The organism is Candidatus Pelagibacter bacterium nBUS_28 (assembly GCF_051200915.1).
GTDB lineage: Bacteria > Pseudomonadota > Alphaproteobacteria > Pelagibacterales > Pelagibacteraceae > Pelagibacter.
In genome coordinates this window covers 189,805-204,717 of sequence record NZ_CP172844.1, presented here as the reverse complement: position 1 = coordinate 204,717, position 14,913 = coordinate 189,805, and the positions used below count along the sequence as shown (strand labels likewise).

Here is a 14,913-nt window from a genome sequence, read left to right as displayed (position 1 = left end):
CTTTATCTTAACCTTCCAGCATCTCTCTTGCATCAAAATTTAATTGCAGTTCTTTCCATCTTTCATAACCTGAGGTTGGGACTCTTAAAGGTTGACATAATTTTACAGCTCTCAAGGCGCTTTCAGCTAATACTTTATAGAATCCTTGACCCGGTTTGTTCATTCTAGCATGATCTAAAATTTCAGTTTTTGCGACCGAACCGTCTGGCTCAAGCATGAGTTTAATTCTTACTAATAAATCCTCATTATAAGGTAATCCAAGAGGAATGCTCCAACATCCAAATATTTGAGCTTTTAAAGCATCTTCTTCGCTCAGAGTTAATCCTGAAGTTACAATTTTGTTATCTTGATCTTGAGTAATATCGTTATTTTTTTTAATTACTTTTGCAGTGTCTTCTTTTGCTTTGTCAATTAACTTTGCAATGTTATCCAAATCAACTAATTCTTTTTTTTCAAACTCTGACACTTGTTTTACTTCTTCATCTAATTTGTCTGGATTTTGTTTGTTCTCTTTTTTTGTCTCAATTTGTTTGACCGTTTTATCTGGCAATGGAACTGCTTCGGGAGTTTGATTGTCAATTTTTTCCTTTTTATCATCTAATGAAACAACAGTTTTAGTTTTTGTTTTTTTAACTTTTTTTGGTGGTGCTTGTTCAGATACTAATTTTTTTTCTTTTTCTTTTAATTTTTTTTTCTTTTTCTTTTCGATTATTTTTTTTGCTTTTGGGGCGAATGGTATATTTGTTTTTTCTGCAATCTGTATGAGCTCAACTGAAACTATTGGCGGAATATCAAGTGGTTTTTTTGCTAAAAAAGGTAAACTCATTGCTGTGATAAAAATTAAAGCACCATGTAAGACAGAAGAAATGATCAAACTTCTATTCACTTAAATTACCTTTGTTTCAATGGTTCTGATATTAATGCAACTTTGGTAAAACCAGAGCCTGATAATAAACCCATTATTTCAAGCACTCTCCCGTAATTAATAGTTTTGTCACCACGAACATAAATTCTTGTATCTGTTCTATTTTTTGAAACTGCCAATACTTTTGCAATTATACTATCGAATTCAACTTTTGCCTCTTGAATAAATATCTCTCCTTTTGAGTTAATTGATAAAGTAAGTGGCTCTGACTCCTCAGGAAGTGAATCTGCTGAGCTCTCTGGTAAATCAACTTGTACTCCAACGGTTAATAATGGAGCTGTAACCATAAAAATGATGAGAAGAACTAACATAACATCTACAAATGGTGTTACATTAATTTCGCTCATAGGTTCTTTCGATGAGCGATTTAATTTAAATGCCATTTAAATTATTGTTAAAAATCTTTTTGAAAAGTTTTCTAATTTTTGAGAGTATTTTTGTGAGTCTGTGTTAAATTTATTATAAGCAACTACCGCAGGTATTGCAGCCAATAAACCCAATGCAGTAGCAAATAATGCTTCTGCTATACCTGGAGCCACAATTGCTAAACTTGTATTTCTTGAAATCGCAATAGATTGAAAAGAATTCATTATACCCCAAACCGTACCAAATAAACCAATAAAAGGTGCTGTAGATCCAACTGTTGCTAAAAAAGTAAAACCTTTATCAATTTTGTTCATCTGTTTTTCAATTCCAACTTCTAAAAAAGTACTCATTCTTTCACTTAAATTATTTTTAGATTTTTTTTTAAGTAAACTTTCCATAGCATCCTGAAAAACAACCGCCATGGGATCTTCAACTTTAGCTGGTAAACTATTATAAAATGTCTCTGCTGATTTAGAGTTCCAAAACTTTTCTTCAAAATCCTCTGATGATTTATTTATTTTTTTAAATAATCTTAATTTTTCTATAATCACTGCCCATGAATAAATCGAGCAAACTATTAAAATAATCATTACTGATTTAACAATTATATCGGCTCTTAAAAATAGGCTCATTAAAGAAAAATCAGTATTAGCTCCTAAACCTACTGCTTGTGATGTGATATCAGCTTCCATATTTACTCTTCACACTTAAATGTGTCATGAATTTGTCTTATAATTTTAACTATTCTTCAGTTTTGTAAGTTTCATAATAAAAACTTGCTATTAAAATTGCGTCAGCTTTATTGGAATCTTTTTTTCTGGATAAATGTCCTGAAAAATATGGAAAAATCTCTATTGCCTTTGTTCTACTTGCATCTTTTTCAGAATTTATGAGATTAAAATATTTTTTCCATTTGGCGGGTCTTACAAAGTACATTGGTAATTGCATTGCAGAACAAATCCCCTTTAAAATCCCAAACGATTGACCAAAATTAAACATACTAGTTACACCTTGGCCTGGCATAGCTGATACTTGTTCTATTATCACTTTAATATCCTTTTTATCTAACTTTCTAATTCTATCTGATATTTCATTAAAAATTTGAGAGCCATTGACTTGTTTTTTATTTTTTTTACCTTCAGTCATAGTGGGCATTTCAACCACATCAATTATTTTTCCATCTTGAAAGAAACATATTGATCCTGAAATACCTGGGTCAATTCCAATTATAAGCATTAATTATTTTCAAAGTTTGCGTTTGAAAAAACATTTTGCACATCATCATCGTCTTCCAATGATTCCAAAAATTCAATTACAGTTTCTTGCTTTTCTTTATCAACATTAGCATTATTTAGTGCAACCCACTCTATTTCTGTTGAGATGAAATTTGTAACTACTGTTTCTAATTTTTTTTTAACGTTGTAGATATCGCTCATAGGGCATTGAATTTCATGAAATTCATCATGAGAGATACATTCATCAGCACCAGACTCTATTGCAAGTTCAAAAATTTTTTCATCTGAAATTTCTTGTTTATTAATTTTGATAATGCCTAGTTGATTAAAATTATGTGATGCAGATCCTTGTGTTCCTAGGCTACCACCACTCTTTTGAAATATAGTTCTAATATTTGAAGCTGTTCTATTTTTATTATCTGTCAATGCCTCTACAATCACTGCAATTTTATCTGGGCCAAATCCCTCGTATCTCAGATTTTCAAAATTAACACCTGATGCAGCTGAGGATTTATCAATTGCTCTTTCTATATTATCTTTTGGCATGTTGGCAGATCTTGCTGCCTGAATAGCAGATCTCAACCTTGGATTCATTGCTGGGTCTTTATCCCCAAGTTTTGCTGCAACTGTAATTTCTTTTGATAATTTTGAAAATATTTTGGAACGCTGCTTGTCAGCTTTACCTTTCTTATGTTTAATTCCTGCCCAATGTGAATGTCCTGCCATAATTTTAATGTGTATTTCTTAATTGAGCTCCAAAAATATAACTTTCAACATTTGTTGCTAGTCCTGTATTTATATTACATTCAACTATAACGCCACATAAAGTAGCCTCACCAATTGCAGGAAAATGTTTTACAGATTTTTTTTTTAAAAATCTATTTAGTGAATTATCTGCATTCATACCAATAACTGAGTTGTAATCACCACACATACCAGCATCAGTTTGATAACCTGTGCCCCCTTTTAATATTCTTGCATCATTAGTAGGGATGTGTGTGTGTGTTCCAACCACCAAAGAAGCTTTGCCATCAAAATAATGACCTATTGCATTTTTCTCACTAGTTATTTCACCGTGAAAATCAACTACAAGAAAATCGTAATCTTTTTTTAAGTTAAATTGTTTCATAAATTTTTCTGAAACTTCAAAAACATCATCACACTTTTTCATAAAAACATTTCCCATTAAATTAAGTACACCAATTTTAATATCATTTTTAGTATTATAAATATTGAAACCCCTACCTGGTGCTGGTTCAAAAAGATTTTTAGGACGCAACAGCCTTACTTCTTTATCTATATATTCCATTATTTCTTTTTGATCCCAAACATGATTTCCAGTTGTAATTACATCTACTCCACAATTGAAAAAGTCATGACATATTTCTTTTGTCAAACCTACTCCTTGCGAAGCTGCATTTTCTCCATTCACAATAACAAAATCTATATTTTTTGATTTAATTTCATTCATCAGGTTATTCATTAATTTTGAACAACCTGAAATTCCAACCACATCACCTAAAAATAATATTTTCATCTTAAAATTGCTTTTTCAGTAACAATAAAATCTAATCTTTTATCATATTGATTAATTGGTATAGATGAGATTTTTTGAAAAGAAAATGCCAGGCCAATTTTTATAACCTTTTTATCTTTTTCAATTTTTTCAATATATCGATCATAATAACCTCCACCATAACCCAACCTATTTAAACTACTATCATAGGCAACTAATGGCACCAATAAAATATCTGGATAATAAATTTTAGATGACACAGGTTCTGGTATCCCAAACTTGTTTATTTTTAATGGATCATTTATTGACCAAATATAAAAGTTCATCTGATTATCTTTTTTTATAATTGGCAAGGATACTTTAAAATTTTTTTTTTCTAATAATTCTAAAATATCTAAATCATCTATTTCATAATTTGATGGATAATAGCCACCAATACTTTTATGGTTAAGTTTATCTATTTTTAAGAAAGAAATGAATTTACCTAAATCGATCTTTAAATTTTTGTTGAATTTTTTTTTTCGGATTTTTATAATTTTATTTCTTATTTGGGATTTATTCACAAAAATTTATTGAGAGATATTTTCTAATTTCGCTTTTTTAATAAAATTAGATATTTCATCTGCAGCAGCTTCAATTATTTGTTCGTACTTTTTATGATTAGACTCAATTTCATTTTTAAAATTTAAATGATTGGTATTTAGTTCTTTAATCTCTTCTTCTTTTTTATCTCTATAATCATAAATAAGTGATTTTAATTCTCTAAATTTATTAGAGAGATCTTTCAATTCATTTTTCTTTTGTTCAACTTTTTTCTTAGTTTCATAGTACTCATCCATAATCTTGACAGCTGTAATTAAAAGAAGCTTATTTTCACCTAAATTTCCAAGATTATTTTTAAGATCATTAAATTTTTGATTAATTTGAATTAACAATTCTTCAAGATGCTCCTCCTGCCCATCTTCACAAGATAATAAAAACTCTTTATTATTAAATTTAATACTTACATTTGCCATTTGTCTATTTCCTCTAACAAAGTATCTGTTTCCTGATTTAATTCATCAATTTTTTCAGAAAATTCTATTTGTTTTTTTTGCTCTAATTTTTCTTTATTTTGAATTTCTTCAATTTTTTTTGTCAAATTAGTATGTTCCTCTAAAAGAGATTTGTATTTATACTCTAATTGAGATTTTTCAATTTCTAATTGAGTTTTTTGAGAACTTAAATTGTCAATATTATTTTTTAAATCAGGGCTACTAAGATCTAAATTTTTTAACTCTGAAAGAGCCTGATTCAATTTTTTTTCTTTTTCGATTATAGAATTCATATATATATGTTTATATTATTAAATAGATTCTTCTTAGTCTAGTCAGGATAATTTTGAGCAAACTACACAATGATTTAGCAAATTGCATCAGATTTCTTTCAATTGATGCTGTACAGAGAGCAAATTCTGGTCACCCCGGTATGCCAATGGGTATGGCAGATGTTGCAACTGTTCTGTTTAAAAATTTTTTAAGATTTAATCCAAAAAATCCAAGTTGGTTAAATAGAGATAGATTTGTTTTGTCAGCAGGTCATGGTTCAATGTTGCTTTACTCCGTATTATACTTAACTGGATATAAAAGTATTTCACTCAATAGTCTAAAAAAGTTTAGACAACTTAATTCAATATGTGCAGGTCACCCAGAGTATCATCCTAATACTGGTATTGAGACCACAACAGGTCCACTTGGACAAGGTATTGCAAATGCAGTTGGTTTTGCACTTGCTGAAGAAATTTTAAAAAAAAAATTAGGTAAAGAAATAATAAATCACAAAACCTATGTTCTTGCTGGAGACGGTTGCCTAATGGAGGGAATAAGTCATGAAGCAATGAGTTTAGCCGGACATTTGAAGCTTAAAAATTTAGTGATGCTTTTTGATAATAATTCAATATCAATTGATGGACCGACTAGTTTAACAGTCTCAGATAATTATAAAAAAAGATTTGAAAGTTATGGATGGGAATATGTTCTTATCGATGGTCACAATGAAAAAGAAATTTTTAAAGCTTTAAAAAAAGTTCAAAACGCAAAAAAACCAACTGTTATTTCTTGTAAAACTAAAATTGGTTATGGGTCACCAAATAAATCTGGTAAATCATCATCTCATGGAAGTCCTTTAGGTTTAGATGAAATTAAACTTGTAAGAAATTCCCTAAATTGGAATTATAAACCTTTTGAGATTCCAAATAAAATCTTAAATGAATGGAAAAAAATTGGTAAAAGAGGCGAAAAACTTGAAAATGCTTGGAGCAAGATTTATAAAAAGAAAAAAGTAAAAATAAACAATTTACTAAAAAATAATTTTTTAAAAATTTTACAAACTGAAAAACAAAATACAATTAAAGAATTAAAAAGTTTAGCCACAAGAAAATCCTCAGAGCTTACTTTAAATGCATTAACTAGTGTTGCTAATAATCTAATTGGTGGTTCTGCAGATTTGGCAGGATCAAATAACACTAAAACTAAACATCATAAAATAGTTAAGCCTGGTGAATTTAATGGTAATTACATTCACTATGGTGTGAGAGAGCATGCAATGAGTGGAATAATGAATGGGCTTGCGCTTCATAGTAATTTTATTCCTTATGGAGGAACCTTTTTGATATTTTCAGATTATTGTAAACCTTCAATAAGGTTATCGGCATTAATGGAGCAAAGAGTTATTTATGTCATGACACACGACTCTATCGGTCTTGGGGAGGATGGTCCAACCCATCAACCAATAGAACAATTATCAGGTTTGCGATCTATTCCAAATCTAAATATTTTTAGACCTGCAGATAGAATGGAAACCATTGAATGTTGGGAACATGCATTAAAAAGTTCAAAAACACCTAGTGTCTTATCTTTAACCAGACAAAATCTTGAACCAATAAGAAAAAAAGTTTCAAACACTAATAAATGTTCTCTAGGTGCATATGAGGTTTTGAGGACAAACAAAAAAATTCATTTAACAATACTTGCTAGTGGTTCTGAAGTTAATTTAGCAATTGAGACAAGTCATAAATTAGCCAAAGATAAGATATACTCAAAAGTAATATCGATGCCCTGCCAAGATCTTTTTGATAAACAATCAAACTCATATCAACAAAAGATAATTAATGAGACAAAATTAAAAATTTCGATAGAAGCAGCATCAACCGATTGTTGGAAAAAATATATAGGTAGAGATGGCTTATCTTTTGGAATTGACACATTTGGAAAAAGTGCGCCCTACAAAGAAATTTATAAACACTTTGGTTTAACAGCTGCAAATATTACAAATAAAACAAAAAAACTTTTCGGAAAAAAGATATGACTATAAATGTTGGAATCAATGGAATGGGAAGAATTGGCCGAATGGTTATTAGAGCAATTATTGAGAGCCAAAATAAAAATATTCAAATAAAACATATCAATAATAGATCTAATTCAGAGGCAAGTTGCACACTAATTAAATATGATTCTGTTCACGGAAAATTTAATGCAGATCTTGATTACGATGAAAATCATTTAATTATAAATAAAAATAAAATTACTTTTTCTCAAGAATCTAAAATTGAAGATATTAATTGGAAAAAATTTGGCGTTGATTACGTTTTTGAATGCACTGGTAAATTTAATTCAAAAGAAAAATTATTAGCACATATCAAGAATGGTGCAAAAAAAGTTGTAGTCTCTGCTCCATGTAAAAACGCAGACAAAACTATCGTGTTTGGTGTAAATGAAGAAGAGCTTACAAAAAATGATCAAATAATTTCTGCAGCATCTTGTACTACAAATTGCCTAGCGCCAGTAGCTAATGTGCTTCATAATAATTTTGAAATCGAAAAAGGTTTTATGACAACAATTCATGCTTTTACTAGTGATCAAAGAATTTTAGATAATTCTCACAAGGATCCAAGAAGAGCAAGATCTGCAAGTCAATCAATTGTTCCAACATCTACAGGAGCTTCAAAAGCTATAGGAGAAATAATTCCATCCTTAAAAGGTAAATTGGAAGGTGTTGCAATGCGAGTTCCAACACCAAATGTGTCACTGATTGAATTAATTTTTTGTAGTAAAAAAGAAATAAGCAAAGAAAAAATTAATGATGCTTTTAAAGAAGTTTCAAAAAATCAGTCTAAAAAAATATTAGAAATAACATCAGAAAAACTAGTATCTATTGACTTTAATCACAATTCATCATCAGCAATTGTAGATGCTTCACTTACAAGTGTAGTAGGTAAAAATATGGGAAAAATTTCAGCCTGGTATGACAATGAGTGGGGATTTTCAAATAGAATGTGTGACATAGCAGAATACGTTTATAAAATCTCTTAATGAAAAGTATCAGTGAAGAATTAAATCTTAATAATCAAAAAATATTATTAAGATTAGATTTAAATGTTCCTTTAATTGATGACAAAATCACTGACACAACAAGGATTGATAAAATTCTACCTACTTTAAAATTTCTAATTTCTCAAAATACAAAAATCATAATTATTTCTCATGTAGGAAGACCTAAAGGACAAGTGGTAAACGAACTATCACTAAGACCCATATGTGATGATTTAGAGATGAAATTAAGTCAAAATATAAAGCTTATTTCTAAAGGTATTAAAGAAATAACTTCAAAAGATTTATTTAATAATGATCATGAAAAAATAGTTGTTTTAGAAAATATAAGATTTTATCCTGAGGAGGAAAAAAACAATCCAAAATTTGCAAAACATCTTGCAAGTTTAGCTGATATTTATGTTAATGATGCTTTTTCATGTTCTCATAGGGCACACGCATCAATTGATGAGATAACAAATTTTTTACCTTGTTACTCCGGATTACAACTTGATTTAGAAGTTGGTGCTTTAAAAAAAATTACTTCTGAAATTAAAAAACCTATAACCTGTATTATTGGAGGCTCAAAAGTCTCTACTAAAATTAATATAATCAAGAACTTAATACCTAAATTTGACAACATTATAATTGTAGGTGGAATGGCTAACAATATTATTAAATATATGGGTAACCAAATTGGAAAATCCTTAAAAGAAGAAAACTGTGACCCTATTATAAAAGAAATTATTTCACTTTCAGAAACAGAAAACTGTAAAATAATTTATCCTCAAGATGCTGTAGTAGGAAAAAACTTAAATGGAAGTCCACAAACTAAAGAGTTGAGTGAAATTTCATCTGATGAAATGATTTTAGATATTGGTCCAAAAACTATTGGAATTATTAAAAATATCATTGATAAAAGTAATACTATTTTGTGGAATGGACCTGCTGGATATTTTGAAAATCCTAGCTTTGCTAATGGTAGTATTGAAATTGCTAAGAAGATAATTGAAAATAAGAAATCTAATAAAATCTATTCAGTTATTGGTGGAGGAGATACAGTTTCATTATTGAATAGTTTAAATGTGGTTAATGATTTTAATTTTGTTTCAACTGCAGGGGGAGCTTTTTTAGAATATCTTGAAGGCAAAGAACTTCCTGGTATAAAAGCTTTAAACTAAAATGTCTGATCTTAATAAAATAGCCCTTAAAATTCTTTCAAATGGTAAAGGCATACTAGCTGCAGACGAAAGTAATGGAACGATGACTAAAAGATTAGAGTCTGTAAATATTCAATCAACACCAGAAAATAGACTTCTTTTTAGAGAAACACTTTTTACAGCAAATTGCATGAGAGACTGCATTGGTGGTGTTATTCTGTATGATGAAACGATCAATCAAAAATCAAGTAATGGAAAAACAATCCCTTCAATGATCTCAGACACAGGAGCTGTTCCAGGTATTAAAGTTGATACTGGTGCAAAAGATTTAGCCAATTCATTAGATGAAAAAGTTACCGAGGGTTTAGATGGACTAAGAGAAAGATTAAAAAAATATTATGAGCTTGGTGCAAGATTTACAAAGTGGAGAGGTGTTTATAATATTGGAAAAAAATACCCAAGTAAAATTGCAATTAATTCAAATGCTCATGCGCTAGCGAGATATTCTGCTCTAGTACAAGAATGTGGAATGGTTCCAATTGTTGAACCTGAAGTTTTAATGGATGGTGAACACTCTGCAGAAGATTGCTTAATAAAAACATCAGAAGTAATTCAAAAATGTTTTGAAGAGCTTTTAATTCACAAAATTGACCTTACAGGCATAATTTTAAAACCAAATATGATTTTAGCAGGTAATAAATCAAAAAATAAAATATCCAATGAAGAAGTTTCTTCTAAAACTCTTGAATGCTTAAAAAAATCTGTTCCAAATGAAGTTCCTGGAATTGCTTTTTTATCTGGTGGTCAATCAGAAGTTGAAGCAACAGAAAATCTCAACCTTATAAATAAAAACAATAATACTAATTTTATAATGACTTACTCATATGGAAGAGCTCTTCAGCAAAGTGCTTTGAAGTTCTGGTCAAAAGATATTAAGAATATTGATGGAACCCAAAATATTTTTAATAAAAGAGCAAAAATGAATACTTTAGCTGCTCAAGGAAAATGGTCTAGTGAAATTGAGAATAAATAAAAAAAAATTTATTTATCTTATTTCTCCAAACAAAATTTACCCTGAATTTTATAAGGATTTAAAGAAAGTGTTTGATTCTGGCAAGATTGGCCTATTTCAATTGAGACTTAAAAAATATTCACTTAAACAAAAAATCGAAATTGGAAAAAAAATTCACCAAATATGTAAAAAAAATGATGTAAAATTTTTAGTAAATGATGATCCCATACTTTCAAAAAAACTTAATGCAGATGGTTGTCATTTAGGTCAAAAGGATATGAGTGTAAAAGATGCTAGAAAAATAATTGGTAACAAAATAATTGGAATTACTTGTCATAATTCTATTAGATTAGCGAAAGCTGCCATTACAGAAAATGTGAGCTATATTGCTTTTGGAGCTTTCTTTTCTACTGCAACGAAAAAAACAAAATTTAAGGCTAACACTAAAATTTTAAAAGAAATAAAAAAGTTAACCAATACCCCAATTGTTGCTATCGGAGGAATAAATTTTGATAATTATAAAAAACTTCTATTGAATAATGCCAATTTATTAGCTATCTCAAGCTACGTTTGGAATAATAAAAAATATAAACCCTTAGAAACTATAAAAATACTTAAATGAAAATTAATGCTGGTGAAATTCGAGTTGGAATGCTTTTAGAATATAAAAATGATTTATGGCAGGTTTTAAAAACTCAACATGTAAAGCCTGGTAAAGGTGGGGCATTTGCCCAAGTAGAAATGAAAAGTTTGGAAAAAAATACAAAATTAAATGAACGATTTAGATCTAGTGAAACTGTTGAAAAAGCTTCATTAGAAGAAACTAAATTTAATTATCTATACGAGGATGAAAATAATTATTTTTTTATGGAGCCGAAGACATTTGAACAAATTGAAATAAAAAAAAATATTGTAGGCGAAAAAGGTAAATTATTAACCGAAAATCTAGAAGTTACTGTTAGTTTTTACAATGAAAACCCAATATCAATTGAACTTCCTAATCAAGTAAAGTGTAAGATAGATACGACAGATGTTGCGCTAAAAGGACAAACTGTTTCTTCCTCATATAAACCAGCTACTCTAGATAATGGATTAAGTATTCAAGTTCCACCTTTTATTGAATCAGAAGATGAGATAATAGTAGATACAAGAAATATAGAGTATATTAAAAAAGTTTAATAATGATTTCTATATCATCAAATCTTAACATAATGATTAAGGCTGCTGAAAAAGCATCAAAGTCAGTAATAAGAGACTTTGGGGAAGTTGAAAAATTACAGGTATCAAAAAAGGGCCCTTACGACTTTGTAACAAAAACGGATAAAAATGTTGAAAAAATATTAATTGAAGAACTTAGTAAAGCCAAAAAAAACTATTCATTTCTTTCAGAAGAAATTGGCTCAATTATAAATAAAGATAAAGAAAATATTTGGATAATTGACCCAATAGACGGAACAACGAATTTTCTTCATGGTATTCCACATTTTGCGATTTGTATAGCTTTAGAGTCTAATAAAGAAATAATAAGTGGATTAATTTTTGATCCAATTAAAAATGAAATGTTTTTTGCAGAAAAAAATAAAGGTGCTTTTTTAAATAATCATCGATTAAGAGTTTCAAATAAAAATTCCATTGAGGATTGTTTGTTTTCAAGTAATCACGAGGGTGTAAAATTCAGCAATTTAAACATGAGATATACAGGGTGTGCCGCGCTAGATTTAGCTTATGTTGCCTCAGGAAGACTAGATGGTTTCTTCCATAACAATATTAATTTATGGGATGTTGCTGCAGGAAAAATAATAGTTGAAGAAGCTGGCGGAATAATAAATGATATTAGTAAATATGAAAAAAATAATATTAATATTAAAGCATCAAGTTTTTCTATAAAAAATGAAATGTTAAAAAATTTAGAAAATTTTTAATATCTTGAATAAAATTTAAAATGTATTAAGTGTTGAAAATGGTCCCAAAAAAGAAAATCAATAGTAATGATGAAATAGATTTATTAGAAGTATTTTCAGCTATTTGGCGGAAGAAGTTTACAATTTTATTTGCTACTTTTTTACCTGCTGCTCTTATGGCTATATATATTACATCTAAAGAACCAGTTAAGCCGATGTTTGAAATTAAAACAAAAATTGCGCCTATTTCAACATTTGAACAACTTCAATATAAAAATTTTAATAGCAATCTAGAAATTTATCAAAATTATATTAATAATTTTTTAATTGTTTCTAAAGATAATTATGGTGTGAATACAAAACAACAATTAGATAATAGCGCGTATGATACGAACAATCCTTTAACGCGTGCTCCTATTGATATTTCGTTTTTTTCAAAAATTTCCAGAATTAATCTTTATAATCTTTTTTTAGAAAAAATAAATGATTATGAATTTATAATTGATACATTCAAAGAGTATGAAATTATAAAAGGAAAAAATTATCTAGATAATAAAGAATATAAAGGAAAAATTTTAAATTATCTGAACTCGATTGAATTTTCTACTAAAACTATTAAAAATAGGATTATTCCAGACTGGTATATTCATGCCAAAACAAATGATCAAGAAATGCATTTAGAATACTTAAAAATTCTAGAAAAATCTGTAAATTTAGAAATTCAAAATTTTTTGAAAAAAAGTTTTGAAAATACAATTGTAAATCATAGAGAATTATTTCAATATAAAATTGAGGACTTAGATCTTAATATTCAAATAAGCTTATCAAAATCCGACGAAAACATGGCTGAATATATTGAATATTTGAAAAAAAATAAGCAAATGATTGTGCAAAATAAATCTATCCAAAGATTAGAGGCTACATTTGCTACTACTCCTATAGTGGTAAATGAAAAAAACTTTTTTGCTTCAAAAATAGTTGTTAAATCCTCTGAATTTAATAATTTGAATAAAAAAAAATTACAAAGTGCATATAAAATAATGCTGACATCTATAATGGGTGCAATAATTGGAATATTTTATGTGTTAATTTTAAAAAAAAAAGATGACTAGTAAATAGCCGATTTTATAGATTAATATCGACATATCAATTTTATATAATATGCAATAATTGTAAAAAACTAACAAAAATTAGAGTTTTTTAAATAAATTTATTAAGTTTTAATTGTTTTAGTAAATTCTTTTGTTATAAGACACCATGAAAAAAAATATTCATCCTAACTATCACAGTATAAAAGTTGAAATGACTGATGGCACTCAATTTGAAACAAAGTCAACTTGGGGTAAAGAGGGAGAGATTCTAAAACTAGAAATTGATCCTAAATCACACTCTGCTTGGACTGGTGGAAAACAAAAACTTATGGATAAAGGTAGAATAAGTAAATTTAATAAAAAGTTCCAAAATTTCAAATCAGATAACAAAAAATAATGTCTAGTGGACCTTTAATGCCAATGGCTACAGCAGTTTGGCTAGTTGAAAATACTACACTTACTTTCAATCAAATTGCAAACTTTTGTAATTTGCATGAAATTGAAATTCAGGGAATTGCTGATGGTGAAGTTGCAAAAGGAATTAAAGCTTACAATCCTATAATCTCAGGCCAACTTTCCAGAGAAGAAATTGAACTATCGTCTAAAGATGAAAATAGACCTTTGTTAATAAAAAACACTGATATTGAGATATCTAATAGTCAAAAGAAAATTAAAAAATATATACCTCTATCTAAAAGACAAGATAAACCGGATTCAGCATTATGGTTGATCAGACAGCATAATATGCTTAAAGATTCACAAATTGCAAAACTTGTTGGAGTTACGAAAAATTCTGTTACATCAATCAGAAATAAAAGCTACTGGAACTACAATAATTTAGATCCTAAGGACCCTGTGGCTCTAAACTTATTTACTCAAAAAGATTTAATTGAAGCTCTAGAAAAAGCTGAAAGAAGAATTAAAAGAGAAAAAAAAGAAAAAGAAAAAAAATCAAAAGAAATGTAAATCAATGTATCAATTTTCTAGACATCAAATTCTTATAGTGATAATCACTCTACTTTAATAAAATTTATGAAAATAGAAGTTAAAGATAATAATATTGAACAAGCTTTAAGAGTTTTAAAAAGAAAATTACAAAGGGATGGTTTTTTTAAAGTAATAAAACTGAAAAACACTTATGAAAAACCTTCTGAAAAGAAGAAAAGAATTCTTCAAGAAAATATTAAAAGAGTTAAAAAATTAAACAAACTTAAAAATAGAATTTAAGTACATCGCGGGGTGGAGCAGTCTGGTAGCTCGTCAGGCTCATAACCTGAAGGTCGGCGGTTCAAATCCGTCCCCCGCAACCAAAACAAGCTATTTTCTAAAATAAAAATAATTATCAACTAAGATTTCAATAA

At 28.4% G+C, this 14,913-nt stretch carries 20 protein-coding genes and 1 tRNA gene; 12 read left to right on the top strand and 9 right to left on the bottom strand.

What is annotated here, in order from left to right:
- Window positions 1-7: 7 nt before the first annotated feature.
- From ACIJYC_RS01045 to ACIJYC_RS01005, 9 genes are read right to left on the bottom strand one after another with little or no spacing between them, the layout of a single operon-like run.
- On the bottom strand, window positions 8-886 hold the full coding sequence (locus tag ACIJYC_RS01045) for a cell envelope biogenesis protein TolA (protein ID WP_271507431.1): 879 nt from the start codon (window positions 884-886) through the stop codon (window positions 8-10).
- A gap of 5 nt (window positions 887-891) precedes the next feature.
- Window positions 892-1,308 (bottom strand): protein TolR, encoded by a 417-nt coding sequence (gene tolR, locus ACIJYC_RS01040; protein WP_271507428.1) that lies wholly within the window; start codon window positions 1,306-1,308, stop codon window positions 892-894.
- Window positions 1,309-1,983 carry a protein TolQ gene (tolQ, locus tag ACIJYC_RS01035; protein WP_271498211.1) on the bottom strand — a complete coding sequence of 225 codons (675 nt, stop codon included), beginning with the start codon at window positions 1,981-1,983 and terminating at the stop codon, window positions 1,309-1,311.
- 49 nt (window positions 1,984-2,032) lie between these two features.
- Window positions 2,033-2,527, bottom strand: a complete 495-nt coding sequence (locus tag ACIJYC_RS01030) for a crossover junction endodeoxyribonuclease (RefSeq protein ID WP_435166816.1) — start codon at window positions 2,525-2,527, stop codon at window positions 2,033-2,035.
- On the bottom strand, window positions 2,527-3,252 hold the full coding sequence (locus ACIJYC_RS01025; protein WP_435166813.1) for a YebC/PmpR family DNA-binding transcriptional regulator: 726 nt from the start codon (window positions 3,250-3,252) through the stop codon (window positions 2,527-2,529). Before ACIJYC_RS01025 ends, ACIJYC_RS01030 begins: the two co-directional genes overlap by 1 nt.
- A 4-nt stretch (window positions 3,253-3,256) precedes the next feature.
- Window positions 3,257-4,063, bottom strand: a complete 807-nt coding sequence (locus ACIJYC_RS01020; RefSeq protein WP_435166811.1) for a TIGR00282 family metallophosphoesterase — start codon at window positions 4,061-4,063, stop codon at window positions 3,257-3,259.
- A complete protein-coding gene (locus ACIJYC_RS01015) occupies window positions 4,060-4,605 on the bottom strand; it encodes a 5-formyltetrahydrofolate cyclo-ligase (protein WP_435166809.1) in 546 nt (181 codons plus the stop codon). The genes ACIJYC_RS01020 and ACIJYC_RS01015 overlap by 4 nt, the downstream gene beginning before the upstream one ends.
- Window positions 4,606-4,611: 6 nt before the next feature.
- Window positions 4,612-5,058 (bottom strand): cell division protein ZapA, encoded by a 447-nt coding sequence (locus ACIJYC_RS01010; protein ID WP_435166806.1) that lies wholly within the window; start codon window positions 5,056-5,058, stop codon window positions 4,612-4,614.
- On the bottom strand, window positions 5,046-5,369 hold the full coding sequence (locus ACIJYC_RS01005) for a 5-formyltetrahydrofolate cyclo-ligase (protein ID WP_435166803.1): 324 nt from the start codon (window positions 5,367-5,369) through the stop codon (window positions 5,046-5,048). The genes ACIJYC_RS01010 and ACIJYC_RS01005 overlap by 13 nt, the downstream gene beginning before the upstream one ends.
- Before the next feature lie 53 nt (window positions 5,370-5,422).
- Between ACIJYC_RS01005 and tkt the strand changes: the two genes are divergently transcribed.
- From tkt to ACIJYC_RS00945, 12 genes are all read left to right on the top strand, one after another.
- On the top strand, window positions 5,423-7,387 hold the full coding sequence (gene tkt, locus ACIJYC_RS01000; protein ID WP_435166801.1) for a transketolase: 1,965 nt from the start codon (window positions 5,423-5,425) through the stop codon (window positions 7,385-7,387).
- Complete coding sequence (gap, locus tag ACIJYC_RS00995; protein WP_435166798.1) at window positions 7,384-8,391, top strand: type I glyceraldehyde-3-phosphate dehydrogenase; 1,008 nt, start codon at window positions 7,384-7,386, stop codon at window positions 8,389-8,391. The genes tkt and gap overlap by 4 nt, the downstream gene beginning before the upstream one ends.
- Entirely contained in the window at window positions 8,391-9,569 is a 1,179-nt protein-coding gene (locus ACIJYC_RS00990; RefSeq protein ID WP_435166795.1) for a phosphoglycerate kinase, read from the top strand. The genes gap and ACIJYC_RS00990 overlap by 1 nt, the downstream gene beginning before the upstream one ends.
- Window position 9,570: 1 nt before the next feature.
- Window positions 9,571-10,581, top strand: coding sequence for a class I fructose-bisphosphate aldolase (locus tag ACIJYC_RS00985; protein ID WP_435166792.1), 1,011 nt, complete (start codon window positions 9,571-9,573; stop codon window positions 10,579-10,581).
- A complete protein-coding gene (thiE, locus tag ACIJYC_RS00980) occupies window positions 10,568-11,182 on the top strand; it encodes a thiamine phosphate synthase (RefSeq protein ID WP_435168063.1) in 615 nt (204 codons plus the stop codon). The genes ACIJYC_RS00985 and thiE overlap by 14 nt, the downstream gene beginning before the upstream one ends.
- Entirely contained in the window at window positions 11,179-11,739 is a 561-nt protein-coding gene (gene efp / locus ACIJYC_RS00975) for an elongation factor P (RefSeq protein ID WP_435166789.1), read from the top strand. Before thiE ends, efp begins: the two co-directional genes overlap by 4 nt.
- 2 nt (window positions 11,740-11,741) lie before the next feature.
- The gene (locus tag ACIJYC_RS00970) at window positions 11,742-12,482 is read left to right on the top strand and encodes an inositol monophosphatase family protein (RefSeq protein WP_435166787.1); all 741 of its coding nucleotides are present in this window, start codon (window positions 11,742-11,744) and stop codon (window positions 12,480-12,482) included.
- A 38-nt stretch (window positions 12,483-12,520) separates the two neighbouring features.
- Entirely contained in the window at window positions 12,521-13,573 is a 1,053-nt protein-coding gene (locus ACIJYC_RS00965; protein WP_435166784.1) for a Wzz/FepE/Etk N-terminal domain-containing protein, read from the top strand.
- Window positions 13,574-13,718: 145 nt separating this feature from the next.
- Entirely contained in the window at window positions 13,719-13,949 is a 231-nt protein-coding gene (gene rpmE / locus ACIJYC_RS00960; RefSeq protein ID WP_435166781.1) for a 50S ribosomal protein L31, read from the top strand.
- Complete coding sequence (locus ACIJYC_RS00955) at window positions 13,949-14,518, top strand: cell cycle transcriptional regulator TrcR (RefSeq protein ID WP_435166778.1); 570 nt, start codon at window positions 13,949-13,951, stop codon at window positions 14,516-14,518. The genes rpmE and ACIJYC_RS00955 overlap by 1 nt, the downstream gene beginning before the upstream one ends.
- Window positions 14,519-14,584: 66 nt before the next feature.
- A complete protein-coding gene (gene rpsU / locus ACIJYC_RS00950) occupies window positions 14,585-14,779 on the top strand; it encodes a 30S ribosomal protein S21 (protein ID WP_008544401.1) in 195 nt (64 codons plus the stop codon).
- A 6-nt stretch (window positions 14,780-14,785) separates the two neighbouring features.
- Window positions 14,786-14,862, top strand: a tRNA-Met gene (locus ACIJYC_RS00945).
- The last annotated feature ends 51 nt before the right edge of the window (window positions 14,863-14,913 follow it).

Bases quoted from the DNA above. Each gene is read 5' to 3' on its own strand.
- tolR (WP_271507428.1), bottom strand. From the start codon at position 1,308: ATGGCATTTAAATTAAATCGCTCATCGAAAGAACCTATGAGCGAAATT.
- tolQ (WP_271498211.1), bottom strand. From the start codon at position 1,983: ATGGAAGCTGATATCACATCACAAGCAGTAGGTTTAGGAGCTAATACT.
- ACIJYC_RS01030 (WP_435166816.1), bottom strand. From the start codon at position 2,527: ATGCTTATAATTGGAATTGACCCAGGTATTTCAGGATCAATATGTTTC.
- ACIJYC_RS01025 (WP_435166813.1), bottom strand. From the start codon at position 3,252: ATGGCAGGACATTCACATTGGGCAGGAATTAAACATAAGAAAGGTAAA.
- ACIJYC_RS01020 (WP_435166811.1), bottom strand. From the start codon at position 4,063: ATGAAAATATTATTTTTAGGTGATGTGGTTGGAATTTCAGGTTGTTCA.
- ACIJYC_RS01010 (WP_435166806.1), bottom strand. From the start codon at position 5,058: ATGGCAAATGTAAGTATTAAATTTAATAATAAAGAGTTTTTATTATCT.
- ACIJYC_RS01005 (WP_435166803.1), bottom strand. From the start codon at position 5,369: ATGAATTCTATAATCGAAAAAGAAAAAAAATTGAATCAGGCTCTTTCA.
- gap (WP_435166798.1), top strand. From the start codon at position 7,384: ATGACTATAAATGTTGGAATCAATGGAATGGGAAGAATTGGCCGAATG.
- ACIJYC_RS00990 (WP_435166795.1), top strand. From the start codon at position 8,391: ATGAAAAGTATCAGTGAAGAATTAAATCTTAATAATCAAAAAATATTA.
- ACIJYC_RS00985 (WP_435166792.1), top strand. From the start codon at position 9,571: ATGTCTGATCTTAATAAAATAGCCCTTAAAATTCTTTCAAATGGTAAA.
- efp (WP_435166789.1), top strand. From the start codon at position 11,179: ATGAAAATTAATGCTGGTGAAATTCGAGTTGGAATGCTTTTAGAATAT.
- ACIJYC_RS00970 (WP_435166787.1), top strand. From the start codon at position 11,742: ATGATTTCTATATCATCAAATCTTAACATAATGATTAAGGCTGCTGAA.
- ACIJYC_RS00965 (WP_435166784.1), top strand. From the start codon at position 12,521: ATGGTCCCAAAAAAGAAAATCAATAGTAATGATGAAATAGATTTATTA.
- rpmE (WP_435166781.1), top strand. From the start codon at position 13,719: ATGAAAAAAAATATTCATCCTAACTATCACAGTATAAAAGTTGAAATG.
- ACIJYC_RS00955 (WP_435166778.1), top strand. From the start codon at position 13,949: ATGTCTAGTGGACCTTTAATGCCAATGGCTACAGCAGTTTGGCTAGTT.
- rpsU (WP_008544401.1), top strand. From the start codon at position 14,585: ATGAAAATAGAAGTTAAAGATAATAATATTGAACAAGCTTTAAGAGTT.